The organism is Thalassobacterium maritimum (assembly GCF_031127805.1).
Classification (GTDB): Bacteria; Verrucomicrobiota; Verrucomicrobiia; order Opitutales; family Coraliomargaritaceae; genus Thalassobacterium; species Thalassobacterium maritimum.
On the sequence record NZ_JARXHW010000009.1, the window covers coordinates 25,445 to 51,796 of the forward strand.

General features: G+C 53.5%; 21 protein-coding genes, 2 tRNA genes and 1 other RNA gene. 13 read left to right on the top strand and 11 right to left on the bottom strand.

Features of this window, described 5'->3' with window-relative positions:
- Positions 1–10: 10 nt before the first annotated feature.
- From QEH52_RS05665 to QEH52_RS05680, 4 genes are all read left to right on the top strand, one after another.
- Positions 11–1,615: a S8 family peptidase gene (locus tag QEH52_RS05665; protein ID WP_308949125.1), complete on the top strand. Its 1,605-nt coding sequence runs from the start codon at positions 11–13 to the stop codon at positions 1,613–1,615.
- 135 nt (positions 1,616–1,750) lie between these two features.
- On the top strand, positions 1,751–2,890 hold the full coding sequence (gene metX / locus QEH52_RS05670) for a homoserine O-acetyltransferase MetX (protein WP_308949126.1): 1,140 nt from the start codon (positions 1,751–1,753) through the stop codon (positions 2,888–2,890).
- Between the two features lie 6 nt (positions 2,891–2,896).
- Entirely contained in the window at positions 2,897–3,508 is a 612-nt protein-coding gene (locus QEH52_RS05675; RefSeq protein WP_308949127.1) for a methionine biosynthesis protein MetW, read from the top strand.
- Positions 3,508–4,587, top strand: coding sequence for a hypothetical protein (locus QEH52_RS05680; RefSeq protein WP_308949128.1), 1,080 nt, complete (start codon positions 3,508–3,510; stop codon positions 4,585–4,587). The genes QEH52_RS05675 and QEH52_RS05680 overlap by 1 nt, the downstream gene beginning before the upstream one ends.
- A gap of 33 nt (positions 4,588–4,620) precedes the next feature.
- On the opposite strand, the gene QEH52_RS05685 is transcribed toward QEH52_RS05680, so the two are convergent.
- Complete coding sequence (locus QEH52_RS05685; protein WP_308949129.1) at positions 4,621–6,456, bottom strand: SulP family inorganic anion transporter; 1,836 nt, start codon at positions 6,454–6,456, stop codon at positions 4,621–4,623.
- Between the two features lie 27 nt (positions 6,457–6,483).
- The gene (locus tag QEH52_RS05690) at positions 6,484–7,269 is read right to left on the bottom strand and encodes an inositol monophosphatase family protein (protein ID WP_308949130.1); all 786 of its coding nucleotides are present in this window, start codon (positions 7,267–7,269) and stop codon (positions 6,484–6,486) included.
- A gap of 715 nt (positions 7,270–7,984) precedes the next feature.
- Between QEH52_RS05690 and QEH52_RS05695 the strand changes: the two genes are divergently transcribed.
- The 3 genes from QEH52_RS05695 to folP all read left to right on the top strand — a co-directional run bounded on the left by QEH52_RS05695 (position 7,985) and on the right by folP (position 11,102).
- Positions 7,985–8,593, top strand: a complete 609-nt coding sequence (locus QEH52_RS05695) for a transposase (RefSeq protein ID WP_308949131.1) — start codon at positions 7,985–7,987, stop codon at positions 8,591–8,593.
- Positions 8,594–9,250: 657 nt separating this feature from the next.
- Positions 9,251–10,270 carry an aldo/keto reductase gene (locus QEH52_RS05700; protein ID WP_308949132.1) on the top strand — a complete coding sequence of 340 codons (1,020 nt, stop codon included), beginning with the start codon at positions 9,251–9,253 and terminating at the stop codon, positions 10,268–10,270.
- A 1-nt stretch (position 10,271) separates the two neighbouring features.
- Entirely contained in the window at positions 10,272–11,102 is an 831-nt protein-coding gene (gene folP, locus QEH52_RS05705; RefSeq protein WP_308949133.1) for a dihydropteroate synthase, read from the top strand.
- A 6-nt stretch (positions 11,103–11,108) separates the two neighbouring features.
- On the opposite strand, the gene QEH52_RS05710 is transcribed toward folP, so the two are convergent.
- The 3 genes from QEH52_RS05710 to QEH52_RS05720 form a co-directional block, all read right to left on the bottom strand.
- Positions 11,109–12,560 carry a response regulator gene (locus tag QEH52_RS05710; protein ID WP_308949134.1) on the bottom strand — a complete coding sequence of 484 codons (1,452 nt, stop codon included), beginning with the start codon at positions 12,558–12,560 and terminating at the stop codon, positions 11,109–11,111.
- Positions 12,561–12,692: 132 nt separating this feature from the next.
- Positions 12,693–15,164: a ribonuclease R family protein gene (locus QEH52_RS05715; protein WP_308949135.1), complete on the bottom strand. Its 2,472-nt coding sequence runs from the start codon at positions 15,162–15,164 to the stop codon at positions 12,693–12,695.
- A 56-nt stretch (positions 15,165–15,220) separates the two neighbouring features.
- Positions 15,221–16,288, bottom strand: a complete 1,068-nt coding sequence (locus QEH52_RS05720) for a hypothetical protein (RefSeq protein WP_308949136.1) — start codon at positions 16,286–16,288, stop codon at positions 15,221–15,223.
- Between the two features lie 207 nt (positions 16,289–16,495).
- Here QEH52_RS05720 and QEH52_RS05725 point away from each other — a divergent pair, with 207 nt between their 5' ends.
- The 3 genes from QEH52_RS05725 (at position 16,496) to QEH52_RS05735 (ending at position 17,919) form a co-directional block, all read left to right on the top strand.
- On the top strand, positions 16,496–17,095 hold the full coding sequence (locus QEH52_RS05725) for a PEP-CTERM sorting domain-containing protein (protein ID WP_308949137.1): 600 nt from the start codon (positions 16,496–16,498) through the stop codon (positions 17,093–17,095).
- A gap of 115 nt (positions 17,096–17,210) precedes the next feature.
- Positions 17,211–17,308, top strand: an RNA gene (gene ffs, locus QEH52_RS05730) — signal recognition particle sRNA small type.
- 26 nt (positions 17,309–17,334) lie between these two features.
- Positions 17,335–17,919, top strand: coding sequence for a methyltransferase domain-containing protein (locus tag QEH52_RS05735; protein ID WP_308949138.1), 585 nt, complete (start codon positions 17,335–17,337; stop codon positions 17,917–17,919).
- On the opposite strand, the gene QEH52_RS05740 is transcribed toward QEH52_RS05735, so the two are convergent.
- From QEH52_RS05740 to QEH52_RS05760, 5 genes are all read right to left on the bottom strand, one after another.
- Positions 17,920–18,933: a DNA/RNA non-specific endonuclease gene (locus QEH52_RS05740; RefSeq protein WP_308949139.1), complete on the bottom strand. Its 1,014-nt coding sequence runs from the start codon at positions 18,931–18,933 to the stop codon at positions 17,920–17,922.
- 27 nt (positions 18,934–18,960) lie between these two features.
- Positions 18,961–19,488 carry a peptide-methionine (S)-S-oxide reductase MsrA gene (gene msrA / locus QEH52_RS05745; protein ID WP_308949140.1) on the bottom strand — a complete coding sequence of 176 codons (528 nt, stop codon included), beginning with the start codon at positions 19,486–19,488 and terminating at the stop codon, positions 18,961–18,963.
- Entirely contained in the window at positions 19,488–19,754 is a 267-nt protein-coding gene (locus QEH52_RS05750) for a DUF493 family protein (protein WP_308949141.1), read from the bottom strand. Before QEH52_RS05750 ends, msrA begins: the two co-directional genes overlap by 1 nt.
- 93 nt (positions 19,755–19,847) lie before the next feature.
- Entirely contained in the window at positions 19,848–20,096 is a 249-nt protein-coding gene (locus tag QEH52_RS05755) for a GIY-YIG nuclease family protein (protein WP_308949142.1), read from the bottom strand.
- Positions 20,097–20,478: 382 nt separating this feature from the next.
- Positions 20,479–20,565: transfer RNA gene (locus tag QEH52_RS05760), tRNA-Leu, on the bottom strand.
- Positions 20,566–20,791: 226 nt separating this feature from the next.
- Here QEH52_RS05760 and rpsA point away from each other — a divergent pair.
- The 3 genes from rpsA (at position 20,792) to QEH52_RS20515 (ending at position 23,542) form a co-directional block, all read left to right on the top strand.
- The gene (rpsA, locus tag QEH52_RS05765) at positions 20,792–22,450 is read left to right on the top strand and encodes a 30S ribosomal protein S1 (protein ID WP_308949143.1); all 1,659 of its coding nucleotides are present in this window, start codon (positions 20,792–20,794) and stop codon (positions 22,448–22,450) included.
- Between the two features lie 327 nt (positions 22,451–22,777).
- Positions 22,778–22,852: transfer RNA gene (locus QEH52_RS05770), tRNA-Arg, on the top strand.
- Between the two features lie 441 nt (positions 22,853–23,293).
- Positions 23,294–23,542 (top strand): GIY-YIG nuclease family protein, encoded by a 249-nt coding sequence (locus QEH52_RS20515; protein ID WP_345785447.1) that lies wholly within the window; start codon positions 23,294–23,296, stop codon positions 23,540–23,542.
- Between the two features lie 850 nt (positions 23,543–24,392).
- Here the strand turns inward: QEH52_RS20515 and QEH52_RS05775 are convergent.
- Positions 24,393–26,348 (bottom strand): hypothetical protein, encoded by a 1,956-nt coding sequence (locus tag QEH52_RS05775; RefSeq protein WP_308949144.1) that lies wholly within the window; start codon positions 26,346–26,348, stop codon positions 24,393–24,395.
- Between the last annotated feature and the right edge of the window lie 4 nt (positions 26,349–26,352).

The following is a 26,352-nucleotide window of genomic DNA, read 5'->3' on the forward strand; positions in this document are numbered from 1 at the left end:
TTAAATACATATGAAATTATCTCGAACGCTTTGGACATTTATGGCGCTGGCACTCCTAGGAGGGTTGATTGGTTACTATTTGTCGAGCATGCGACCCCTTGCTTTCTCAACAGTTTCAGAGCCAGAGGCTGTAAAGTCGGTTGAGAATGGCTCGTCGGAAGATGCTCGCGAGTTTCTAGCGCAGCCATGGAACGAGGCCCCTCAACTGGCAGCTGTAGATTACCCGAGCGCCGCAATTCAGGGCGAGTTGCTACTTCGCTTTGGTTCACGAGAAGATTATTTCACCTATTTGCAGGCCTTGGCGGCGGCTGGCATTGCTCCACTGGGGCAAATTGACAGCTTGCTGACCGTGCGTATTCCAGAGCCAGCACTGGCGGTTGCCAAGCCGGGTGATTTTGGTGCGGAGGCCGATTATTCATATCAGGTCGAGAGTCCACTGCCGCCTGTGCAAATAGACCCCGAGGCACTTGCACGTTTGACCGCATTTGCAACTTCAGCGCGTATGATTACGGGCGGGCCGCTAGCAGGTTCGGGGCAGGGGGTCTTGGTGGCGGTGCTCGATTCGGGTATTCAAGCGCATCCACAATTTGATGAAGTTTCGATGCAGCAGCTAGACTTAGTCGGTGGGGGCGTGGGCGGGGACGGTGCCGCGCACGGCACTGCGGTGGCTTCGATTATTGCCGGGTACGAAGGTATTGCGCCTGATACCGAGCTCTTTGTAGTGCGGGTGCTGGACGATCAGGGGCTGGGCAATAGTTATCATGTGGCTCAGGGCATTGTGGAGGCGGTCGATCGCGGGGCACAGGTGATCAATTTGAGCCTCGGTGTTTATCAAGATTCCACCGTCTTGCGTGCCGCGGTTCAATATGCGCATGCGAGCGGGGTGCTGATGGTGGCTGCGGCGGGCAACGATGGCTATGGGCGCATGCCTTATCCGGCTGCGTATTCCGAAGTGCTGTCAGTGACCGCTGTAGATGCTCAGGGGCAATACGCCTTGTTTCCTAATCAGTCCGATGCGATTGATTTTGCTGCGCCCGGGGTGGGTGTGTTGACGGCACAGGAGGACGAAGGGACGATGCTCTTTTCCGGCACATCGGCGGCGGCTCCATTTGTGACGGGCACTTTAGCTTCCTTACTTTCCGGGGAGGCTGCCCTGCCTGCCCAGCAGGCGGTGGAACTACTGCAAAGCTATTTAAATGATCAAGGCGCACCTGGCGTGGATCCAGTCTATGGTGCAGGTGTACTCGATTGGGATCGATTGCGTGAGCGCACGACTGCCGGCATCGTTGATGCTGCCTTGGCGGATATTTATCTCGATCCTCGTGCTTTGCCGGGCACCAATATGCCGATTGAGGTGACGGTGCAAAACCGTGGCACGGCTTGGATGAATGGTGCCGAGCTAGAAGTCTTTATCGGGGAGGCGGAGCCTGTAAGCTATATACTGAATGCACTGGGGCCGGGGCAGACGACGACGCGTAAAGTCTTTACCTTGATTCCTGCCAAGGGCAGCGACGAACTTTTAAGCTTGGCGGCGAGAGTATTGCCAGCGAGCCCTAATGCAGATGTTCGCCCCAAGAATAACTTAAAGGTCGTCCGTTTTCGGCCACTTCAGTAAGTGCAGCTCATTTCGCGCAGAGCGGTGCGGTGGATTGATTTTGTCAAAAATATGTGTGAGCCGCTTTGGGCCCCTTTTTAACTGGATTTGACTGCACTCTGCGTGTACCGCTATCTGGTTTAAGTAAATTTGCATATGAATGATTCCGAACAAGCGCCGCTAATCTCTGATGAGGGAGAGGTCGGCTTCGTTGAGTATCAGGATTTTGTCTCCAAAGAGCCGTTTAATTTCGAATCTGGGGGCAGCATCCCTGAGCTGACGCTGCGCTATGAAACTTATGGCCATCTGAACGCAGCCAAGGATAATGCAATCTTGATCTGTCACGCCCTGAGTGGTGACCACCACTGCGCGGGCGTGCATGGCATCGATGAGCGCAAGCAGGGGTGGTGGAACTTTATGGTAGGCCCGGGCAAGCCGATTGATACGACGCGTTACTTTGTGATTTGCTCCAACGTGCTGGGGGGCTGTCAAGGCTCCACCGGGCCAGGTTCGATCAATCCGGAAACCGGCAAACCCTACAATCTTGATTTTCCGAAATTGACCGTGCGCGACATGGTGCGCGCGCAGTCCTTGCTGATTGATTCCTTTGGAATCGACCGTCTGCACGCCGTGATCGGCGGCAGCATGGGAGGCATGCAAACCTTGCAATGGGCGATTGATTTTCCGGATCGGCTCGGGCGCTATATCGCGTTGGCCAGTGGGGCGCGTCATACTGCACAAGCAATTGCCTTTAACGATACGGGGCGCCAAGCCATTATCTCCGATCCCGAGTGGAAGGAGGGCAACTACGAGCCAGACCAAGGACCCGCGCAAGGGCTGGCCGTGGCGCGGATGATGGCGCACATTACTTATCTCTCTGATGTGGGCATGGAGAGTAAGTTTGGGCGTAAGCGTCGTTCGGGCGATCAGTCGCGGGAGCATTTCGAAGTCGAATTCGAGGTCGAAAGCTATCTGCGCTATCAGGGTGCCAGCTTTGTGACGCGTTTCGATGCGAACACATATTTGTACCTGACTAAAGCGCTCGACCGCTTTGATTTGCACAGTCCTGAATCACTCGACGCCACGCTCAGTTCCGTCACAGCGCCTGGTTTGGTGGTTGGTTTTACTTCCGACTGGCTCTATCCGCCGCAGGGCAATCGCGAAGTGGTGGAGGCCCTCTTGCGTCTGGGCAAGGACGCCACCTACGCCGAGCTGGCGATGGATTTTGGGCATGATTCCTTTCTCTTACGTGCGCCTCAACTCTACGAATTGATGCACCGATTCCTTAGCCGTTAATCAGTTATGAAGCCTATTGATAAAAAGCGCCAAGCTGACTTTCAGATCATTGCCCACTGGGTGAATGAGGGAGACCGCGTGCTCGACCTCGGATGCGGGCGCGGGGTCTTGTTGGAATATTTGAAGCAGAAGAAGTCGATCTATGGAGTCGGGGTGGATATCGATCTGGATAAAATTCTCAGCTGCGTAAAGCGCGGAGTGCCTGCCTACCAAGGCGATATTCGCTCGATGCTAGCGACCTTTCCGGACGATGCCTTTGACCGCGTGATTTTTAGTCGTACCGTGGAGCAGTTGGATGATGCCGATGCTGTGCTGGCCGAGGGCCTGCGCGTCGGGCGTCGAGTTGCTGTGGGCTTTGTGAATAAGGCCTTTTGGTTGAACCGTCTGAATGTGCTGTTTAAAGGGCGGCGCACTGTGAACGAAGTGTATCCGAAGCCGTGGTATGAGTCCATGCCGACGAATCCGTTTTCTGTGGCAGAGTTTGAAGATTATTGCGATGCCCGCAGAATTGTGATTGAAGATAAAGTCTATCTATCGGGAGATTGGCGCAGTGAATGCTCCAAATTTCCCAATTTGATGGCAGGTTATGCGATTTATGATTTAGCATCCATTGACTGATGGCGAAGCTCGATAAAATTACGCTTTTAGAACAGTCGATCGAGCGCTTCTATGAGCGCTACTCGGCGAAGCGTATTGCTGTGGCGACACTGTTGGTCGGCGTGTTGAGTTTAGTGATGGCGCTGGTGGTCTATTGGGGCTTTGAGAGTGGTATCTTGGCTGCATTGGGTGGTTTGTTTTTTGGTTTTATCGGCATTAATATCGCGTTTTTGTGCATTGTGCCACCCGCCAAGGCATTGACAGATTCAAAGCGTCTAATTAGCCAAGCCATCCGTGAACCCGCTCGTATCAAGTCCTACGATATGCAAAAAGTGCTACTGTTGGATTCCAAGGGGAAGGAGCATGCTTTAAAAGCCCGTGACCTCGCTGTCTGGACCTCATTGGTGGTGCCTTATTTAATTGAATCGCAGGCGCGTGGTGGACAGCCACTGCGTAAGAAACCGCAACGTAAACTGACCGCCTCTGAACGAAAATACATCGAGCAACGCCGCAAAGAAGTGCTCGAAATGGAAGAGAAAATTGAGAAAGAGCGTAAGAGCTTGGAGCATGATCGGCGCGAACTAGAGATGCGGAGTGTAGATCTTAAACAGGCCGAGGAGCTTGTGATCGAGCGTTTGACCGGCGTGGAGCAAGCTGAGGCAGAGTTAGAGCAACTGAAGATTGTGGCCGCTGAGCGTGCCAATGAAAGTGCCAGCGCCTATGATGCCAAAGTCGCCGCAGCTAAGGCGGAGGAGTTGCGTGTTAAGGAGAGCGAGCTGAGCGCGCTGAAGCGGCAACTGGCCGAAGACCGTCGCAATTTTGAAAGTCAAAAAGCTGAAATGACAAAGCTTCAGGCCGCGGCAACTCGCTCGCCCTTTGGCACGGCGCATGAGCCAGTTGGTGCGCAGAGTGTGGAAGCGCGCGAAGCCGCGCTGGAAGCTCGCATGAAAAAATTGGAAGAAGAAGCGCAAGCATTGGAATCGAGAGCAAACTATTTGACCGATAGTGAAAACTCATTGATCGAGCGTCTCGATGCCTTGACGGAGCGTGAGGCAAATATCGAGCAGAGCGAGGTCGATGCGGGCCTGCGCAAGGATTAGAGCACTCAGTGGGGCTTTGACAGCTGTGTGTAGCTATACACGTTCGCCTTGTTTAGTTTTATCGATCACGGGGTCCACGTAGATAGAGACGTCTGCCTGGGTGTCGCCCAAATGTTCCTTGGCACGCTTGAGTGCTTTCGCCGTGGACATGGTCGGGTTGTTGGGTTCGTCGGTAAAGATGTTACGTGCCTCAATCTGCTCGTAGAGCCCCGACTGCTTAAGCACTCGCATCATACCAGCTTTCACTTCGCTTAGGATCAGGTAGCGCCCTTTTTCCTCCATATAAAGTAGCAGTTCCTCTAGGGCCATCACGCCGGTGGCGTCCAAGTTGTGAGCGTTGCGCATCTTGAGCACCACGATCTTGAGGTTGGGCTCTTCGCAGATGCGGCGCATCTGATCGCGAAATAGATCGGCAGCGCCGAAGAAGAGTTCCCCTTCCACGTGCACGATCGATACTTGTGGCACGGAGCGCTTACCCTCTTGGTGCATTTCAGCTAATTGCCCCTCTTCGTTAAAGGTGTATTCCACCATCTCCGGGCGGGCGACTTTCTTGAGAAAGAGCACGATGGAAGTGCCGACACCCACATAAATCGCGGTGTCGAGCGGCATGAAAAGGCCGCTGCCAAATGTCGTCGCAAAGACCGCAGCGTCCGACTTGGTGGTGCGGGTGACGATGCGAATCGCATGCTTATTGATGAGTGATATGCCGATCGCGATGACGAGCACCGCTAAGGTGCACTGTGGGATATATTCGGTAAAGGGGCCGAGTGCAAAAGCACCGATGAATACGATCACACCGCTGATATAACTGGCTAATACGGTGCGCCCGCCACTGGTGGCGCTGAGGGTGGAGCGGGTCAGCGAGCCCGATGCGGGCATACCTGAAAAAAAAGCGCAGGCAATATTAGCCATGCCGATGGAGAACATCGCTTGGTTGGCATCGAGTCGGGCCCCCGTCTTGGCCGCCAGTGATTTGCCGATCGAGATGCCCTCGAGTATGCACAATAGCGCAATTGCCAGCGCGGGGCTGGCTAATGTATGAATACTGCTCAGCGAAAAATCGGGTGCTTGGAATGACCAGTTGGCCGCATTGATACCTGGAAGAAATTGAATGTCACTGGAGCGGTCCAGGTATTTGATGTGTAGCTTTTCGACTACGAACTCGGTGAGTGCCGAAATTGCGAGCAGACTAATCGCCACATTGGGTAGTGATTTAAACTTTTTGTTGAGAGCGAAAAAGAGTGCCGCAGTGACTAGGCTCACGCCCACTGTCGCCCAATGCACGGTATCGATCGATTGATACATCAGCATGACCGACTCGTAAAAAGTGGCTCCTTTACCCGGCATTTCCAGCCCCAGAGCTTTCGGGATCTGGTTGGTGATAATGAGTAAGGCGGCCGCCGTAATATAGCCTGTGATCACCGAGCGCGAGATGTATTGCACCAGGTTGGCCACCTTGAAGTAGGCTCCCAGTGCAATGAAAAAGCCCACCATGAATATGAGCAGCGGCACCATGCCCAGCTTCTCGGCGCCTACAATGCCCAAGCTAGCAAAGGCGCTCAGTAGCATGACCGAAGTCGCATTGGTCGGCCCGAGCGTGATCAAATGGCTCTTGGCAAAAATTGGGGCGACCATCGCGGCGATGGCGGATCCGTAGATGCCGTACTGAATCGGCAGGCCTGCGATTAAGGCATAGGCCATGCCCTGGGGGAATGCGAGCAGGGCAACGTTGAGCCCTGCTCGCAGATCGCCAGCGAAGTAGCTGGTTTGATAACCTTGCAGTGACCGTCGTAGCGGCCAGAAGTTGAGCGTGTTGTAGTCTCTCGCGGCGCTCAGACCGGATTGTATATGTCTAAGCAGAGCAGGCACGACTTACAGCTTCAAGGAGTCGCCTGCTTAGTTTGCAGGGTAGAGTGTGGCCATGACCTCGTCATGGAGCGGAGCCTTGGCGGCGATAATGCAGCGCTCGTCGAAGGCGTCGCCGCCCTTCCAGCCAGTCACTTTAAAGCCCGCACCCTCGAGGCAGGGGAGGATGGCGGCACAGTCCCAGATTTCCATCATCGGGTCACACATAATATCGATGAAGCCTGAGCATAGCAGGATATAGCCACCCGCATCGCCCCATGAGCGGTAGAGAGCAGTCTTGGGAGGGAGTGCGCTCCAGTCGGCCTTGTTTTGCCACAGAGTCGTGCGGATCGGGTCGGTGGTGCAGAGTGTGGCTTGGCTCAGCGAGCAAGCCTCGCGGCCAGAGACCGGTTTGCCATTCAAAGTGGTGGTCTCACAATCGCCGATCACCATTTGCTTGAGCACAGGTTGGTTGATGGCACCGATGACAGGACGGCCCTTATACATGAGAGCGATCAGTGTCGCAAAGAGCGGCACGCCAGAGATAAAGGACTTGGTGCCATCGACCGGGTCCAGCACCCATACGAAGTCGGCGTCGTCGCGTTCGCGGCCGTATTCTTCGCCGATAATGCCGTGCTCAGGATAGCGCTCGGCCAAAATCTCGCGGATGCGTTTTTCTGCATTACGGTCAGCCAGCGTCACCGGAGTGGCGTCGGACTTGCGCTCGATTTCTACGTCTGGGCCGTAGTGAGGAAGGATCTCCTTGGCTGCCTCATCGCATAGGTAAGCGATAAACTCGATAAATTCGTCTTTTTGTGCGCGTGTAAGTTCGGACATTTTTGTGCTTTTGTATGGTGGCGCTGCGAGAGTCCCCTCGTTTCGCCCTAGTTTTTAAAAGAATTAAGGTGTAAACGCTGAAGCCTCCTGAAGTCCGAGGCAACAGCAGATTCGCGCGAGATGAAATTCGTGTCTTATATTGGGCGGGACGCCCAATCTCCCTGAGTGGCGTATTTGGAGCCAAGGCGTCCCGCCTTGTTGCGTCGTGCTCGTTACCGGGCGGAGTGACTTTGGGCGGGACGCCCAATCTCCATAGGTGCCGCATCTGGAGCCAAGGCGTCCCGCCTTGCTGCGTCGTGCTCGTTACCGGGCGGAGTTACCTTGGGCGGGACGCCCAATCTCCATGGGTGGCGTATTTGGAGCCAAGGCGTCCCGCCTTGATGCGTCGTGCTTGTTACCGAGCGGAGTTGCTTTGGGCGGGACGCCCAATCTCCATGGTTGACGCATTTGGAGCCAAGGCGTCCCGCCTTGATGCGTCGTGCTTGTTACCGAGCGGAGTTGCTTTGGGCGGGACGCCCAATCTCCATGAGTGGCGTATTTGGAGCCAAGGCGTCCCGCCTTGCTACGTCGTGCTCGTTACCGAGCGGAGTTACCTTGGGCGGGACGCCCAATCTCCATAGGTGGCGCATTTGGAGCCAAGGCGTCCCGCCTTGCTACGTCGTGCTGAGTGGAATCTGGATTCGACTTATATGTATTTTTTTGTTATGTGAGTGTTATGCAGGATTTTTTTAATCCTTACAGTGCGATTCGGATACACGGCTCAACCTTGCCACATTGGCAGCAGGGTTCTGCTTACGTTTTTACGACTTGGCGTTTGGCGGATTCTTTACCTCTTGATTTGTTGAGAGAGTGGAAAGCGGAACGGGAGGTTTGGATGGCGCAACACCCTTCGCCTTGGTCGCAAGGGGTTTGGGATCAGTATAACGAACTTTTTCCAGAGCGTATGGAGTCTTGGTTGGATCGTGGGATGGGCAGTTGCCTGTTACGGCAGGCCGCGCTTCGGCGTATTGTTTGCCTAGCTTTGCGCTTTTTTGATGGAGATCGTTACACGGTTGCTGGCTTTGTGGTGATGCCAAATCATGTGCATATTGTATTTCAGCCAATGCAGGGCTACTTGATTGAGGAAATTCTGCATTCATGGAAAAGCTATACCTCAAAAGAGCTGAATAAGTTAACCGGGGCACGAGGGGAGCTCTGGCAGCGCGGTTATTGGGATCGTTTAATTCGTAGCCGAGCGCACTTTGAGCATTGCTTGCGCTATATGCGTGAGAATCCGTCTGTAGCTCGCTTACCGGCAGGGGATTACACGATATTCGAGCGATGAGTGTCGAGCGGAGTTGCTTTGGGCGGGACGCCCAATCTCCATGGTTGGCGCATTTGGAGTCAAGGCGTCCCGCCTTGTTGCGTCGTGCTTGTTACCGAGCGGAGTGACTTTGGGCGGGACGCCCAATCTCCATAGGTAGCGCATTTGGAGCCAAGGCGTCCCGCCTTGTAGCGTCGTGCTTGTTACCGAGCGGAGTGACTTTGGGCGGGACGCCCAATCTCCATAGGTAGCGCATATGGAGTCAAGGCGTCCCGCCTTGTTGCGTCGTGCTCGTTGCCGGGCGGAGTGACTTCGGGCGGGACGCCCAATCTCCATGGCTGGCGTATTTGGAGCCAAGGCGTCCCGCCTTGTTGCGTCGTGCTCGTTGCCGAGCGGAGTGACTTTGGGCGGGACGCCCAATCTCCATGGTTGGCGCATTTGGAGTCAAGGCGTCCCGCCTTGTTGCGTCGTGCTCGTTGCCGGGCGGAGTTGCTTTGGGCGGGACGCCCAATCTCCATGGTTGGCGCATTTGGAGTCAAGGCGTCCCGCCTTGTTGCGTCGTGCTCGTTGCCGGGCGGAGTGACTTTGGGCGGGACGCCCAATCCCCATAGCTGACGTATTTAGAACCAAGGCGTATATGCATTTGTGTTTTGAATAAAGCTTTGCATAGCTCTAGGCATGGAAAAAAGACGTTTAGGACGTAGCGGCATGGTCGTTTCTGAAATTTGCCTTGGCACGATGACTTTCGGTTCGCAGCTGGATGAGCGCGAATCGTTTGCGATTATGGATGAGGCCTACGAGGCGGGCATCGATTTCTTCGATACGGCGGAAATTTATCCGGTGCCGCCCAAGGCGGAGTGGGTGAATCGCACCGAGGAAATTGTGGGCAAGTGGTTAAAAGGGAAGGATCGTAGTTCGATTTTGCTGGCTACCAAGGTGGTGGGCCCAGGGCATGGCTGGTTTGTGCCGCCGATTCGCTCAGGCAAGACGGCGCTGGATCGTCACCATATTCGTATTGCGATCGAGGGCAGCTTACGTCGTTTACAGACGGATTATGTGGACCTTTATCAAACGCACTGGCCGGATCATGACTTCGGCTACGAAGAGACTTTGCAAACACTGACCGAACTGCAAGAAGAGGGCAAAGTGCGGGTGATCGGCAGCTCCAATGAAACGGAGTGGGGCACCATGAAGGCGAATCAGGTGGCCCAGGAGAATGGCTATGCACGCTACCAGACGATTCAAAACAACTTTTCGATTAATAACCGGCGCTTTGAAGATGCCCTCGCCGACATTTGTCGCCGCGAGGGAATCAGTCTGTTGCCATACTCGCCGATCGGCGGCGGTGTGCTGAGCGGGAAATACAACAATGGTGCGCGTCCGCAAGGGGCGCGCTTCTCGGAGTATTTACAGACTGGAGGCGAGCGCCAGCGGCAGATGGCGGAGCGCTTCGTTAATGATAAGAGCCTCGCGACCACCGCGGAGCTGATCGAACTGGCGCAGGAGCTCAACATCGATGTGGTCACACTTGCGGTGGCTTGGAGTAAACAGCACGACTTTGTGGCTTCGACTATTATTGGTGCGAACTCAAGTGAGCAACTCAAGCCGAGCTTGGCCGCGGCAGGTCTGAAGCTGAGTGATGAAACGCTGCAAAAGATCGACGCGATTTCGGCGAAATATCCTTACCCGATGGGTTGATATGCGAAATCATTCGTTCTATAAAACGGCTCGCCGTGAGCTGACATTGGGGGCGCGGACGCACCTTGTCGGTATCCTAAACCTGACCCCCGATTCTTTTTCGGACGGAGGGGACTTTGTGGACCTCGATGCGGCGGTCTTGCACTTCCATGCGATGGTTGAGGCGGGGGCGGAGATGATTGATATCGGTGGCGAATCAACGCGGCCGGGCTATATACCTGTTTCGCCGACTGAGGAGATCGCACGGGTGGTGCCTTTTATTGAGAAGGTGAGGCCCCATACGGATGCTCTGATTTCGATCGATACTTCAAAGGCGGAGGTTGCTGCGGCGGCCATAGCTGCAGGCGCGGATGTCGTGAACGATGTCTGGGGCGCGCAGCGTGATCCACGCATGCCGGAGGTGATGGCTGCAGGGGGGGCGTGTGTGTTGATGCATAACCGCCCCGCGGAAGAGGCGGGCCTCGGCGATGTGATGTTGGCGATTCAAGAGTTTTTGCAGTGCTCGATCGAGCGTGTCAAAGCGGCTGGAGTGCGGGATGATGCGATCCTACTCGATCCCGGCTTGGGCTTTGGGAAGACTTACGAGGAGAATTGGGAAATTATGCGTCGCCTGCCGGAGTTGCTTGCGATGGGCTACCCCGTATTGCTCGGTGCTTCACGTAAATCGATGATCGCAAAATTGCTGGATCTAAAAGATCCGAAGGCACGTTTGAGTGGCACCTTGGCCACCACTGCGCTGGGGATTCAGGCGGGCGTTGACTTTATTCGCGTGCACGATGTGCGAGAGAACCGCGAGTGTGCGGATGTGGTCGATCATTGTCGCCGCTTCTAGCGCGGCTTAGGACTGTTCTTTCTTCTTTTTGACGATTTCTAATAAAGTGGCGCGCATTTCTTTGAGGCCGACAGGCTTGGGCAGGTAATATTCCATGCCGGCTTCTTTGAAGCGACTACGGTCGGAGATTACGTTAAAGGCGGTGACGGCAATGATGGGGATGTCTTTGACTTCGTCGCCAGCAAGGCCGCTACGAATCGCCATGGTTGCTTCGACTCCATCCATGATTGGCATATCCACGTCTGTGAGGAGGACGTCAAAGCTGGGGTCTTGCTGCAGGGCGATGATGGCTTCTTGTCCGTTCTCCACCGCGGTGACTTCTTGCCCCATCTTTTTGAGTAGCATGACGATTAAGTTGCGGCTGGCACGGTCGTCTTCAGCGGCGAGCACTTTCAGCTTCTCTGGTAGCTCTCGTAGTGTTTTGAGTCCGCTTTTACCGCTTTGCACGCGTAGACCGCCGATCGGTTTGGCGGCAGAGGGGGAGGCGATCATATGTTCCATGGTAAATCTTAGGGTACTGCGAACGCCTCCTTCTGGGATTTGCTCCGATTGCACCGTGCCTTGGTAGAATCCGACTAAGGCTTTGGCAACGGCCAGGTGTAGATACTCGATTTTGATACGGCTTCGTTCCTTGCCGCTTGCGATATTCAAGATCTCGTGCACAGAAGCTTCGCGATCTTCCTCCATGACTTCAAGGGGGTTGACTACACTGAGCTCAATGGCGTCATCTTGTTTTTTCCAGCTAATCTTGAGTGTGTGCTTCTCTTCGGGGAGTCCCGTCATGGGCACAGCTTCGATGGAGCTCAGCACCACTGATTTAATAATGGTGCTGATGTGATCGCTGTCTCCACGTAAGCGTAAGCGATTGTTTTCGTGCTCTGTTTGAATTTTGATCTGGCGACCATTTGCCCGGAAGGCGACATCTTCGCGGATCTGCTCAATGGTGTCGCGCAGGGAGACCCATTCGCGATACTGGGGTAAAAACTCGTTTTCGTTTTGGATACGTGCGAGATTCGTCAATGTATGCAGGACGGAGTGCATGTGGTGGGCACAGCCCTCGAGTTCTATGAGTTGGTCAGATGAATCATCCTCTTCGCGTAATACTTGAGCGATGCCCATGATGCCATTGAGCGGCGTCTTTAATTCATGTGACAGGGTGGCTAGCAGTGAGTCGGAGCTGTCGAAGTAAGCGGGCTCGGGTTCGGGCTTTGACTCCGGTAATTGCTCGGGCTTTGAGGCTTCTTCTGGCTTGGGCTCTGGCTGTGCGGGCTTCGTGATCTTTTTAGAGGGTACGGGCTCCTGGCTTGCATTGCGACGAATGATGTTGAGTGCGGACGCATCTAACTTTTGCTCTAGTTCTGCGATGGCTTTCGACTTGTCTTTTAAACGAGCCATCAGAAATAGAATACAGAGTCCGAGCAGTATAGTCGGGACGAGTGCTGTCAGTATTGGTAACATTATTCGGAATAAAACCTATGTGAAAGCTGCGACAGTTATAGACGCTTCAGCAGCCTTGCAAGCAAACATCAAGCGAGTGATTGACTGGGCTAGGCGTGTGTTAGCTGGAAGGTTGTTGGCAATTAGAAAACGTTATTTCGATGTGCGTTTGCGGTTGCGCCCATTCTTTTTGGGGCGTTTCGTGAGCACCTTGCCACTGGGGGCAGCCTTTGAGGCCGACTTGCTGGCTTGGCTGCTCGTCTTACGGGCAGTTTTTCTGGTGCTGCTCGTTCGCTCGGAGCTCTTGCGGCGGCCTTTGAAGGGCTTGCCTGGCTTTTTGCCGAGGTCGCGCTCATCGGAGGTCACGACGCGAAAGTCAATTTGTCGCTTAAAGCGGTCGACGCGCTCGACTTGCACCATGATGTATTGGCCGAGTGCGTAGGTCCTCTGTTTGCGTCGGCCAATCAGAGCGGTGCCTTCGGAGTTGGGATGGTAGAAGTCGTCGTCGAGTGTCGAGATATGCACCATGCCGAATGCCAGTGTGTCGGTGAGCTCGACGAAGAGACCGTGGTTCTTCACATCAGCTATGATGGCCTTAAAGTGTTGCTTATCTTCCTTCTGCAGTTCGCGGTCGTAAAATTCCAGCAGCTTGGTTTTGACTGACTCGCGCTCAGCGTCGACCGAGTTGCGCTCCGTCACGCTTATGTGGTCGCCGAGGCTTTCCAGCTTGCCTTGCGGATAGCGAATGTCGGGTTCGGGGAGGGCGGAGTCGGCGCCGATTTTGCACAGATAGCCGTCCAGTACGCGGTGCACAATCAGGTCGGCGTAGCGGCGGATGGGGGAGGTGAAGTGAGTGTAGTCGGGCTTGGAGAGGCCGTAGTGTCCATCGGCTGAGGCGCGGTATTGCGCCTGTTTGAGACTACGCAAGATGTGCACTTTGAGTGTGTAGCCTTGGGGGTGCTCTTTTAGCTTTTTAAGCAGTGCGGTCATCTCACGTGGTTTCTGTAGGTTGCCGCATTTGATGCCAAAGCTCATCATCGTCTCGCGCAGTTCTTTCAGCTTATCCTCTTCTGGCTCGTCGTGCACCCGGTAGATGCAGGGAAAGTTCTGCTTCTTCATGGTGCGTGCCACTTGCTCATTGGCGGAGAGCATAAACTCTTCGATCAATTGGTGGCTCTCGTCGTTGAATTGTTTTTCGATGCGATCGGCGTAGCCATCTTCGTCGACATAGATTTTGACATCGGTCATGTCGAGATCGAGCGAGCCTTTACTGAAGCGGCGTTTGCGCAGTTGTGAGGCGATCTGCCATAGCTGGTCGATGTGCTTTTTGAGTGTCGCCATCTCCTCGTCGCTGACTTCGTCGAGTGAACGGCCGGTGGAGCCGGTCTGGTGCTTGGGCGGTAGCGGTGTCTTGCGGATGGCAGCGAAGTCGTCCTGCGTCATGAAGGCGTAGGCTTGCTTGTAAGTGAGCCGCTTATTACTACGGATGACTGTGTTGGCAAATTTGACGTCGATGACGTCGGCATGCTCGTTGAAGGTGATGAAACAGGTCTTGGTTAGGCGGTCTTCGGCCTCAACGAGTGAGCACAGACCGTTGGAGAGCGCATGCGGTAGCATGGAAATGACGGTGCCAACTAGGTAAGTGCTATTGCCGCGCTCTTGCGCTTCACGGTCGAGGGGGCTGCCGGGTTTGACGTAATTGCTGACGTCGGCAATGTGCACGCCGACGCGAAATTTACCATTGTCGAGAAATTCCAGTGAGAGTGCGTCGTCAAAGTCTTTAGCGTCGTCGGGGTCAATGGTGAAGGTGAACAGCTCACGGCAGTCTTGGCGGTTGCCGATATCTTCGGGCCGCACCCGCTCGGGGATGCTGGCGGTCTGTTTTTCGACGGCTGCGGGGAATTTGGGGTTGAGGTCGTATTTATACAGGATCGCCTTGAACTCTGCGTCCGGCTCGTGGGTGCGACCGAGCACTTCGATGATTTCGCCCTCTGGGTTTAGGTGACGCTGTTTCCATTCCAGCATTTTGACGACAACCTTATCGCCTTTCTTAGGAATTGGGCGCATGCCAGAGTTCTGCGGGTCGGGCACTAAGATATCTTGAATAATGCGCGGATCGTCCGGGATCACGTAGGTGGCATGGCGGCCTTGAGCCAGGGTGCCGGGGATGGAGCTGTGCGCGCGTTTGAGGATACGGATGACGCGCACATTTGGCTTCGCATCTGGATCGTAAACGGGGCGTTGTTTGTGCCCTTTTCCGCGAAAGGGGCGTTTCGAGGGCTGCACTTTGCGAGCCAGCACGATATCGCCGTGCATTGCGACGCCAGTATCCTCTGCGTTGATCGGGTAGCCATCGCCAGCGGGCGCTGCGTCGGGTATGAGGATGGCGGAGCCGCTCTGGCGCACAATAATGCGACCGCTGACGAGATCCGCGTCTTCCGGAATGCAGAGGCGGTCTTTTTTTAGGCGGGCGATTTCGCCGCGTTCCAGCATTTGGTCTAGGACTGTGTGAGCTTGCTTGGTTTCTGCTTCATCGAGTTTGAGCACGGAAACGATTTCCATGCGTCGCATGGGGATGTAGTCCTGAGCTCCTAAGAGCTTCAGTAGTTTTTGGCGTAGTTCCATTATGTAAAATTGTAAAAAGTGGGGTGTGGGGCGTCCGTCTGGGACGCGCTTTCATTTTATACACCATCGCCTTCGGGGAAATAGGCGGCATTGCCTTCGAGCCCGAGAGTGATGGTAATATTGAGGAATGTGATCTCGCCCATGGAGTGGCAGAGCATAAATCGGTAGTCGTTGTGCATGTCGGCGAGTTCCTTGCGGAGCTGTCGCATTTTATCAGTGCTGGATATTTGATCGGCGCACATGCAGCTTCGTAAATGCTGAACACGATGAAGGGCGAAGCGAAGGCGTCGCCGCATTAGCGAGCGCTCTTCACGTTGATACTGTTGACTGGTTTCCACATTTATCAACTCGGTGCACAACTTTACCACCGGTAAATTGTTTTTAAAGAACTGAGGTAGATAAAGTGTGCGTCGGCCTTCATAACACTGCTGGTCGAAGTCGATGGCACGCACCCGGTACTGGCTTTCTTCGAAGTCGGGAGTGACTTCGACCACGTAGTTATAGGCGCGCATGTCGCCCAATAGACGCACAAAGCAGCGTTCATTAAATTTAATAAACTCTTTGGCTAGGCGCACAGAGTGCAGGTCTGGCTGTGGTAAATACTTACGAATAAAATCGTCGCCGGGCACGCCGATGATGTGCTCCTCAATCAAAGTATCTTTGTGCACCAAAAAGTTGATGGCGTTGGGCGAGAGTAGCTCTTCTAGTTCGAGACCGTAGATGCGGGAGGCATCGGCCTTTTTGACATAAAAGTAGTCGTGATTGTCGTTGTATTGGTTCACCACACGCACGCGCATGGGCTTGGTGTTGCCAAAGGTGCAGAAATCGACGCGATCGATGTAGAGGTTGGAGAGAATCGTTTCGTCGCCGCCGGAGCGTAAGAAAACATAGATCTTCTTCAGCCCCTCATAGAGCTCGCGTCCAAATTGCTGCTCGTAGATCAATGTCTGCCACAGGGTGTCGTCGCCGTTTTTATTGATGAGCGGGAAGGAATCCTCATATTTGAGCATGTCCTCATAGGTGACGGGGAGCTCTAAGGCGCGATGATACTCCGTCAAATATTGGCGAAAGCGATCGTTAATCGGGAAGAACTGTTTGCGGTGTTGAGTGGCGGCTGCCTGCATATTATCTATTCAAGTGTTCCTTTCATTGAAGGCGAATGAATAATAACTCAAGAGTTTGAGTTCATGTAAGCGTCTATGTTTGTTACGTTACTATATTGAGTATTACTACTCAATTTGAGGGGTTGAATGCTTGAATTGGGCTTTGTGTCGTATGTGGACACTACCATTCAATTATCAATATTAATACATACTAAACAAAGGCTTCACATGATGTCGAAAAATTATCTCCCTCTGATTGCTAAGAAATTTTTTCTTTTAGCGGTCGCCTTACTGGCGAGTCACTCAGCGCAAGCTAACTTTCACTTCGTTCTGACAGAGACGGTTGACGGTGTTCTTCTTTCCGGCTCTGGAAGTGCGGATCATAGCTCATTTATTAAGGTGATGCTTGGGGATAAAAATCCTATCTCGGGTGGGGGACTTTACCCGGGGTTTGCTATTGGTAGTGTCGGCAATGGATTGATCGATGTATTCGATGGAGGAATTCCTGACAGTGGACCCGCTGCTTTTGGTGAGGGTAGTTCTTATCTGGCGGCGACTAGTGGCACGGGCGATGCCTTTGGCTTCGATTTCGGATTTGGGGGTGCCTTCTTGTTGCTGCCAGAAGGTTATGTTGCGAACGAAGTTTTAACTGGCACAGGGTATTACGATTCGGAGACTTTTGAGAGCTTAGGCGTGAGTGTCGGCAGCTATCAGTGGGTCTTTTCGGATGGTCAAACCGTTCATTTAACGGTTGTTCCAGAGCCGGCAACGGCAGGCCTGTTGATGTCACTTGTGCTGTGTGCATTTGTGGCCACACGTCGACGCTAATGAAGCATGGCAAAGTCTGAATTTTGAGCAGCGTGAAGGGGTTTTTGCTGTGTGTGGCGGAACTTTCTTCATTTTAGGGTTGCTGCGATTCAGATTCTGAGTGTCTTCTGGCGTTGGCCGGGTCCTATGCAATGATGGACAGGTTAACCTCGTCAGGCCCGGAAGGGAGCAGCGATCGCCTAATCCTCATGTGCCGTAGGGTGCCTGGCCACTTTTGTGTACAGGCACCAGCAACGATTATGGCTAGAGATTGGAATCAGGCATACGAGCAGGACAATATTCCTTGGGATAAGGGATATGCCTCGCCCCCCTTGGTGGAATTTTTGCAGCGGCAGTCCGTGACTGGTCGCGTCTTGGTGCCAGGTTGCGGTACGGGGCATGACGTGCGCGCGCTGGCTAAGCAGGGAGCTGAAGTTTTTGGCTTGGATATTGCGCCGGGTGCGGTGCGTAAGGCGCAGTCGCACGAGGCTGCAGGCAGTGAGCGTTATGCGACGGGGGATTTTTTGAATTTAGAAACTCGGCATTGTGCTGCCTACGATTGGCTGGTGGAGCATACTTGCCTCTGTGCGCTGGATGTCAGTCAGCGAGTGGCTTATGCTCGGTCTGTGCAACAGGCACTCAAGCCGGGCGGCCACTATTTAGCGGTTTTTTATCGTGAAGTCAGTGATTATGACGGCGACGGACCGCCGCATCCGATCAGTCGTGAAGAGTCGAATGCTTTATTTGCTGACGCGTTTGAGCTCGTGGAGTCGTTTGTTCCGCAGCAGAGTTATGCGAGTCGACCAGTGGGGGCGGAGGAGGTCTGCTGGATGCGAAAGAAATGATCACCAAACGCTCGGGCTCACATAGTTGCCTAGGGTGTCGCGAATGCTGAAATCAAGTTCGGGGAGAAATTGTAGGCCTGTGGCGGCTTCAATCTCTGAGATCGAAGTGAGGTATTTGTTGAGATCTTTACTTTCGGCGGTGCTGGGGATTCTCAAGGCCAATGCGCGCAGGCCACCTTCGTCGGTGAGATCCAGTGCGATCGCATAAAAAGAGTCTGGAAAGGGGATGCCAGATGGGAGTTTGGCGTTGCCCTGGTGATAGATGGGGCCTAGGAAAATCCATACCTCACCAAAGCGTTTCGGATAGCGCAGTGTGAGTTCGCGCATGGCCTTGGCCCAGACCTCGTCTGCAAAGCTGTCTGCCATGGGCGCATAGTTGGTCGCGAGTTGAGCATCGCTGGCACCGCGCGCCCCATGTTGCCCAATGAGTGCCTTGGCGGGCGCGATCGGCCTTGGGCGCCATTCATCGTAAATCAATGCTTCAGGCTTGAGTTGAGCGACTCGAGCATCGACCTGGATGGTTTCGTCGAATTTGGCACGCTGGCGGGGAGCGTCATTCAGTCGTAGCGCGATGGCGGCGGCTTGTAGGTGACGCTCGGAAAATAGATTGGTGTAGCTCGGTTGAGGCAGGGCTCGAATTGCATGTCGACTGTGTGGCACGCCAGCTAAGAAGGGCGTGTCGGCTTCGCGGCCCAGTTCGCTGCCTTCGACCACTAAGCCCTCACTGCTGGGGATCGCATCATAACAGAGGTCGAGCAGCATTGAGACCGGAGCGGGTGTGGCCGCGTGTGTGCGCGGGCCATTGATGGCTGACAAGGCAATTTGCTCCATCTTGGCGCGCGTTTCAAAGGATCCGAAATAGTAGATCCCGCTCAAGGCCAGCACCACAAGAGCTAGCAACATGAGACAGTTGCGCAACCAGTGAGATTGCTTTGTCGGCTTCGCTTTGGTCGGAGTCTTCTTACGGGTTGCCCGCTTTTTAGCAGTTTTCTTTTTTGCGCGCTTGGTAGCCATGGGCGGAATACAAATCCTCCGCGGGAATTATTCAAGGTCGAGCTTGTGTAACTTTGGGCGAATCACCATCTGGCAGTAGGGAGCCGCTGTATTGAGTCGGTAGTAGTCTTGATGGTAGTCTTCGGCAGGGTAGAACGTGCTCACCGGAGTGATTTCAGTGACTATGGGCGCGTCGAACTGCGCTTGAGCAGCGGCCTTGGAAGTTTCGGCAGCTGCGCGTTGGGCTTCGTTGTGGTAGAAGATGGCCGAGCGATATTGAGTGCCGCAGTCGCCGCCTTGTCGATTTAGAGTCGTCGGGTCGTGTGAGCGCCAGAGCCAGTCCAGCAGAGTTTCGTAGTTGATCACTTCAGGATCGTAGTGGATCTGAGTGATTTCTGCGTGTCCCGTCGTGCCCGTGCAAACTTCTCGGTAGGTCGGGTTGCCGATTTGACCGCCCATGTAGCCAGATTCGACGGCGTGCACGCCGTCGAGGCGCTCAAAGACCGCTTCGACGCACCAAAAGCAGCCCGCCCCGAAGCTGGCGATGGAGAGGGGAGGTGTTGTTTGAGTGCTCATTACAGTGAAATCACGCCTGGAACTTGCGCCACGCGTTGGTAGATGGCGATTACCTCGTCGCTGGAGTGCACATGCATTTCCATGGTGTAGGCGATAAAGCGACCGCTGGAAGATTCGTTGGCTTTGACGGGATCGTCGGCAAAAAGATCGAGCACAGTTTGGCACTGCTTCTTAGGCACGATGAATTTGAATGGAAACAGGCAGGGCCATTCGTAGTTGGCGTCCAGTGAGGAGCGGAAGGAGTCAAGGGATTCGTCGTCTTTCATGCGCACGAGAGAAGAGGAACGCGCTGTCTTGTCAAAGCGAAGTTACGCCGGGACAGGCTTCGTTTGCCGGAACAAGTTCCGGACGAAGCCTGGTTAGAAGTGCCTTTTGGCGAATTCCCTGCCAGAGTGGGACTTTAGGTATTTTTCAAATTGGATCGCTTTGTTTTCGTCGTGGAAGGCATGCGCAGAGTCGATTTCCCAAGGGGCGTATTTGGCTGTGTGGGTGACTTTTCCTGCGTTGTGTGTGGCTAATCGTGCTTGAAGGTCAGTTGTGAAGCCTGTGTAATGCCTGTCTGGACTCGAAATACTGACTAGGCGGTAGACGTAGTAGAACTTTGGCATTTTGGGGAGGCGAGGGCACTTGCCGTTTTTAGGCAATTTGCTCGAAGGAGGAACTTTGTTTGTGAGTCACTTCAAGGCGGAGGTCTGTTGCGTGCGCTGTCTATGCAGGGCCTGCCCGGGCGTAGTCTTTCGGGGGCGTTCAGAGTCCGGGCTTGGGGCTTGGGGCTACATTTCATTACGCCCGCACATGCCTCTTCGATACGCCGGGACAGGCTTCGTTTGCCGGAACAAGTTCCGGACGAAGCCTGGTTAGAGTCTGGCTTGTTAAACATGGAAGATTGTGGCCTGCCCGGGCGTAGTTCGGAGGGGTGCTGTGGAGTCCGGCTACTCTTCGATACGCCGGGACAGGCTTCGTTTGCCGGAACAAGTTCCGGACGAAGCCTGGTAGCTAGGGCGGGGCTCGAACCCGCACGCCCTTTCGGGCAAGGGATTTTAAGTCCCCAGCGTCTGCCAATTCCGCCACCCAGCCAGATGTGTTTTTCGGCAATGAAGCAGGGAAAAAAGAGGTCTATTGCGTGCATTGCAAGTTTCTTTCCACAGGATTTTAGCCTTGCGCGTATTTTAGTACTCTCTACCTTCCCGCGTTCCTTTGCGACGGTTGGGACTGTCGGTTTCGCCTTTGGGCGGAATGAATCACCAAACAATAACCATAAACCAACTGCCGCTCCGGCGCGCAGTATAATACATACAGTAATATGAGTAATCTCATGGAAGAGCTGCTAGCTAGCAGCAATATTGATAATCTCGAAGAGGGTTCTATCCTCAAGGGAACTATCGTCGAAATCCGCCCCGCTGAAGTCGTTGTCGACATCGGTGGTAAGTCCGAAGGTATCGTTCACGCATCTGAGTTCGTGGACATGAGCGACCTCCAAGTTGGCGGTGAACTCGAAGTTTACCTCGAGAAGCTTGAAGATAAAGAAGGTAACCCTGTTATCTCTTACGACAAGGCGGAGCAAAAGAAGAACTGGGAGAAGATCGTTGAGAACTGCGTTGAAGGTTCCATCATCCCAGGTCGTGTTCGCTCCAAAGTTAAGGGCGGCCTGATCGTCAGCATCGGTGTTGACTCCTTCATGCCTGCATCTCAAATCGATGTGCAGCCTCCTAAGAATCTCGACCAATACGTTGGTCAGACATACGACTTTAAGGTCATCAAGATCAATCTTGACCGCAAGAACATCGTTGTTTCCCGTCGCGAGCTCATCGAAGAGCAACGCATGGAGAAGCGCCGTTCGCTCCTCGAAGACGTCAAGCCAGGCGATACACGCCGTGGTCAGGTCAAGAACATCACCGATTACGGTGCTTTCGTGGACCTCGACGGTCTGGACGGTCTCCTTCACATCACCGACATGTCATGGGGCCGTATCAACCACCCATCCGAGATGGTGAAGCAAGGCGAAGAGATCGAAGTGATGATCATCGAGATCGACCGCGAGCGCGAACGTGTCTCTCTTGGACTCAAGCAACTTGCCGACAATCCTTGGGAAAAGATCGAAGAACGCTTCCCAGTTGGCTCTACAGTCAAGGGCAAGGTTGTCAATCTCGTGCCTTACGGTGCCTTCATCGAAATCCAAGAGGGTGTCGAAGGTCTCGTACACGTTACCGAGCTATCTTGGACCAAGCGCATCTCCAAGCCAAGCGAAGTGCTTCGCATTGGCGAGGAAGTCGAAGCAGTTGTCCTCGGCATTCAGAAGGAAGAGCAGAAGATCTCCCTCGGCACACGTCAGCTCGAAACCAACCCATGGGAAATGGCCCGCCACAACTACCCAGTGGGCGCCCGTGTCCGTGGTAAGGTTCGTAACCTCACAACCTACGGTGCCTTCGTTGAACTCGAAGAAGGTATCGACGGTATGGTGCACGTTTCCGACATGTCCTGGACTCGCAAGGTCAACCACCCATCCGAGGTGGTCAAGAAGGGCGACGAAGTCGATGCAACCGTTCTCGACGTGGATGCAGACAGCCAGCGTATCTCGCTCGGCATGAAGCAGCTTAGCAACGACCCATGGGACGAAATTGAAACACACTTCAAGATCGGCGACATGGTCAAGGGCAAGGTATCCAAGATCACCAGCTACGGTGCCTTTGTCGAACTCGACAACGACATCGACGGCCTCGTTCACATCTCGCAAGTTAGCGAAGAGCGCATCGAGAAGATCAAGGACGTCCTCGACGAAGGTCAGGAAGTTGAAGCACGTGTTATCAAGATCGACAAAGACGAGCGCCGCATTGGCCTCTCGATCAAGGCTGCGAACTACAGCGAGGCTGACCTTGCTAAGGAACGCCAAGCTTTCGATAGCGTCACAACAGGTGAAGACCTCACCAGCCTCGGCGACTTGCTCGACGAAGCGACCAAGTAAACTTCGTTTACTCGAACCATTCTACAAAAGCCCCGCTCGTAAGAGTGGGGCTTTTTTATGCGTGCGGCAGAGCGCAGTTATAGGACGGTGCTTATTACGAAAATTGACGTGTAGCCTCGGAACTCCGTTCCGGGGAGCCGTCGGGCTGGCGCGCATGCCGAACCCCGATCCCAAAGATCGAGGTTACGGACGTGTAGCCTTGGAACTTCGTTCCGGGGAGCGTCGGACTGGCGCGCATCTAGTAAAAATCACAGTCAGTCGCTGTGATGTTCTCTTTTTCGCGTTGACCCCGTCCCAACACTCACGAATCTAAGGCGCTTACTAACTGCTCCCGTAGTTCAATGGATAGAGCGGCGGTCTCCGAAGCCGCAAATGGCAGTTCGAATCTGCCCGGGAGCACCAGCCTTCGCTTGAGCGCAGCGAAAGTGAAGGCTGTCCCGCCGTAGTCGCGAAGCGCGAAGGCGGACCGACCTTTTTGTGGTGTCGGCGCTCAAGACTACGGCTTGGCATGCCAGTTGGCTTCGCTTGAGCGCAGCGAAAGTGAAGGCTGTCCCGCCGGCCTGTGACGCCGTAATTTATGAAGGCGCACACGTGACGCCGTAATTTATGAAGGCGCACACGTGACGCCGTAATTTATGAAGGCGCAAGTCGCGAAGCGCGAAGGCGGACCGTGCGTTTCCGCGGGTTCTCGCTCAAGACTTCCGCCTTTGCGAAGCTACGGCGTGACCAGACGGCTTGGCGTGCCAGTTTTGTTTGCTTGAGCGCAGCGAAAGTGAAGGCTGTCCCGCTGGGGTAATTTCGGATTTACCGATCGAAGTCTTTGAGTTTTAATGCTCTGTGACGATGAGTGAGTTTACATATGTCTATGTGTTGAAAAGTCGTTCGAATCCAGATGCGCATTATACGGGTTGCACTCAGGATTTGAGCGCACGCTTAGCCAAACATAATTCAGGCGCTGTGCCGCACACATCGAAGTCTTGTCCGTGGCGAATTGAAACTGCCATTAGTTTTCGCTCACCTGAAAAGGCTAGGGCTTTCGAGAAATATTTAAAGTCAGGCTCTGGCCGGGAATTTGCACGGCGTCATTTTTGAGGCTTTAAGATTGATTGGATGGCTCCGCCCCTTTGAGGCTCGTTTGTAGACGAGAAAGCTTTGATCTTGGTGCTTTCGCTTGGCAGCGCGCCTGGCGCCTTCCTTTTCCAGAAAGCTGAGAGCCTCTTGGCCAAATGTGGAGGCTTTGTCGATCTCACGAACCATGACCGATCCAATTGAAAGGGTGTGCTTGATTTGATGGGGCGTGAAGGTGGCACTCGCATGCTTGTGAGGCTCGAAGAGTTCCAAGAGTGCCCTCTTGCTGTGAACGTCTTGCACGCGACCTAATCGAGAAAAGTTTCAGAATGCTTCTCAAGTCCTTTGCGTTTAGAGGCCTACCTGCTCGTTGAACTGGATGAATTTACCGAACAGTTGGCTGAGTCGAATCTTGAGCGGTTTGGGGGAGCGAGCTTCGTCTGACTATTGGATTTGCAGTAAGCCCCATTGGTGGAGGGGGTGAATAAAGTAACGCTGGATTGCGGGATCCTTATTTATAAAGCGTTGGCGTGTCAGTTCGTCGCGTAACTGCATCAAGGGTCTCGGATGTATGATCTCCTCCGAGAGCTTTTCAGCCTTCAGCCTTCAGCCATTTGCGTGCTTTAAGCTGAAGTGGATACAGTAGAAATTTGATTTCATGCGGCCTCCAACGCAAACCTCGCATGGAAAGCAAGCTCCTCGCGCATCGCTGAATATATGCTTTTCTGCCGTCTGCGCTGCATCGGCTAAAGGGCGGTATTCGGCGGGGAGGAATGCGAAGTTACTCATTGATGACGGTTAGCGTGTTGCTATTCGTCCATTTGTGAACCTAAAACTACCATCATGTTTCGATTTGTGTTTTATTGATTCTCAATCAGTCGACGGATAGTAGTTTGAGTGCTTTTTCGTAGAGGCTGCCCTCGAACTTTTTGCACGCTTCTGCGAAGGCGTGATGTCGTTCCAGAGGGCCTTCGGGGGCGTCTTTATTTCTATTTCCAAAGAATTCGCATTCATAGATGAGGTCGGCGACCGGATCGATGAATGGGTTATAGTAGGTGAATATGCCCCAAAATCGTGTGGCTTCACTGGCTTTAGTAGACGTGAAGATATTCTCAGTGTTACCGAGAATATCAAGAGGATCGGCTTCCCTATCAGTGTATTCATCACTCTGATAAATTCTTAGGTGCGTGTGCTTTAGTGCTTCGATCTCTGGATGTTTCTTGAGTAACTGCTCCACTTTGTTGATGTGCTCACGCGCTTTCTTTAAGTTGGGCCATGCACTTATCACTGCATTGTATTGACAGCGTGTTTCGGCGTAAATCCAACGCGTTTTCCATTTCGCACTGTATGCGCTCTTACTCCATGGTAGGCTATTTTTCGCCCGTTTGCAGGCTGCTAGGTGTTTATCTTGAGTCTGTTGTTTTTGTATGCGTGATAAGCAGCGCCATTCGTGGACCATTCGTTGCCACAGGAGACGGTCTTTTTGATGCTCGGTGAGTGCCTTGCTTACCTGTATCAGGAACCCTGATGGTAGCTTCGCTTCGCTGAGTGCGTTGGTAAAGTTCTCAAGGCTGCATGCATTGTTGATTAGCTCGGGCCATTCGTCGCCCCAAGGAGTTTCTACACGGATAGAATCGTTTTCGTTTAGGTGAAACCACGCCCACTTTCTTCGGCGTTTAGGCGCTTCTTCAACGCACTCGCGCCACCTTTTCACGGATTTGCGCACGGTGGATGGTTTGATGCGTTGCATGAGTGCCCAGTAGCTAATGAGTGTCCCGAAGTTCTTTGGGGAATAGAACCACCACTCTTCTACTTTGTCGCGAATCGTTCCCTGTGTGAAGAAGTGGATGATGTCACGACTGAGCGGGCTATCTTGTTCTTCAATTAGCTCTGTTCTGTTCGTGTTTTTCCAATGATAAGTTTCGTGGATTCGTTGGCTGCATCTATCCGCTAATTCGATGATTTTAAATAAGATCGGGTCGTCGATCTCATCATAGTAGGTCCAGTCGGGGAGTTTGGATGAGCCGTAATTTCGGTAGCAACTCATCAGTTGAATGAGTGCGGACTCCTCATTTTCAAAGGCGATGCTGACTTGCTCAAATGCTTGCCGCCTGTTTTTATTTAGCTGTTCTAGGAGAATGCATGCTTTGATATAGTGCAGTGCGGGGTCTTTGGGGTGATCTTCGACGCCTGCGTTTACTTGTTTATGCGCAAGCACATATGATCCCATCTTGAAGTAGATCTGTGCTTTTTCGGCGACCTTATCAGGTGCACCGTTTTGCCATTCATCGCTCTTCTCGATCTCGGAGATTTTCTCTGCTAGTTTCGCCTTCCATGAATCGCTTGAGTTTACTTTTGCGCGGGGTGGCACTGAGCTTTCGAGGTCCTTTAGTTGATGTTCGCATGGGTCGAAGTCTTTGGGGATTACTTCCCATTGCTTTGATTCTTCTAAAATCTGCTCGATCGGCTCGACTCGCATTCGTAGCTCATACCGCCTTGCGCGTATCATATTTCCCAAGTTTTGACTTCCTTCGCTATTGAGTGCTTTGAACACTTCACTTGGACTCATCAGTAGACCGTCCAGTCGAAGTAGGTTCTCGAAGTAGGTGAGTGCATTCTCGGAGTTCGCGAATATGACTCCGCCATATTTCTCACCAGGGCTCTTTCTCTTTTCGGTTACAAAGTTGCTCGGGAAGTTTTTGCGCATTTTCGGATCGGCGTAGCGTGTCCTCAGGCGACTTTCATAATATTTCTTCGCCTCTTCGCTATGATCGTGGAAGATTTGTTCGACGATACTTTTGGCGCTTTGCTCTTCTTGGGGTCTGCTCATATTG

Excerpts from the sequence above, each read along its gene's own strand:
- QEH52_RS20515 (WP_345785447.1), top strand. The coding sequence starts at position 23,294 with ATGAGTGAGTTTACATATGTCTATGTGTTGAAAAGTCGTTCGAATCCA.
- QEH52_RS05735 (WP_308949138.1), top strand. The coding sequence starts at position 17,335 with ATGGCTAGAGATTGGAATCAGGCATACGAGCAGGACAATATTCCTTGG.
- QEH52_RS05740 (WP_308949139.1), bottom strand. The coding sequence starts at position 18,933 with ATGGCTACCAAGCGCGCAAAAAAGAAAACTGCTAAAAAGCGGGCAACC.
- QEH52_RS05725 (WP_308949137.1), top strand. The coding sequence starts at position 16,496 with ATGATGTCGAAAAATTATCTCCCTCTGATTGCTAAGAAATTTTTTCTT.
- QEH52_RS05715 (WP_308949135.1), bottom strand. The coding sequence starts at position 15,164 with ATGGAACTACGCCAAAAACTACTGAAGCTCTTAGGAGCTCAGGACTAC.
- QEH52_RS05700 (WP_308949132.1), top strand. The coding sequence starts at position 9,251 with ATGGAAAAAAGACGTTTAGGACGTAGCGGCATGGTCGTTTCTGAAATT.
- metX (WP_308949126.1), top strand. The coding sequence starts at position 1,751 with ATGAATGATTCCGAACAAGCGCCGCTAATCTCTGATGAGGGAGAGGTC.
- QEH52_RS05710 (WP_308949134.1), bottom strand. The coding sequence starts at position 12,560 with ATGTTACCAATACTGACAGCACTCGTCCCGACTATACTGCTCGGACTC.
- QEH52_RS05775 (WP_308949144.1), bottom strand. The coding sequence starts at position 26,348 with ATGAGCAGACCCCAAGAAGAGCAAAGCGCCAAAAGTATCGTCGAACAA.
- QEH52_RS05750 (WP_308949141.1), bottom strand. The coding sequence starts at position 19,754 with ATGAAAGACGACGAATCCCTTGACTCCTTCCGCTCCTCACTGGACGCC.
- QEH52_RS05690 (WP_308949130.1), bottom strand. The coding sequence starts at position 7,269 with ATGTCCGAACTTACACGCGCACAAAAAGACGAATTTATCGAGTTTATC.
- QEH52_RS05665 (WP_308949125.1), top strand. The coding sequence starts at position 11 with ATGAAATTATCTCGAACGCTTTGGACATTTATGGCGCTGGCACTCCTA.
- QEH52_RS05720 (WP_308949136.1), bottom strand. The coding sequence starts at position 16,288 with ATGCAGGCAGCCGCCACTCAACACCGCAAACAGTTCTTCCCGATTAAC.
- QEH52_RS05755 (WP_308949142.1), bottom strand. The coding sequence starts at position 20,096 with ATGCCAAAGTTCTACTACGTCTACCGCCTAGTCAGTATTTCGAGTCCA.
- rpsA (WP_308949143.1), top strand. The coding sequence starts at position 20,792 with ATGAGTAATCTCATGGAAGAGCTGCTAGCTAGCAGCAATATTGATAAT.
- QEH52_RS05695 (WP_308949131.1), top strand. The coding sequence starts at position 7,985 with ATGCAGGATTTTTTTAATCCTTACAGTGCGATTCGGATACACGGCTCA.
- QEH52_RS05680 (WP_308949128.1), top strand. The coding sequence starts at position 3,508 with ATGGCGAAGCTCGATAAAATTACGCTTTTAGAACAGTCGATCGAGCGC.
- QEH52_RS05675 (WP_308949127.1), top strand. The coding sequence starts at position 2,897 with ATGAAGCCTATTGATAAAAAGCGCCAAGCTGACTTTCAGATCATTGCC.
- folP (WP_308949133.1), top strand. The coding sequence starts at position 10,272 with ATGCGAAATCATTCGTTCTATAAAACGGCTCGCCGTGAGCTGACATTG.
- msrA (WP_308949140.1), bottom strand. The coding sequence starts at position 19,488 with ATGAGCACTCAAACAACACCTCCCCTCTCCATCGCCAGCTTCGGGGCG.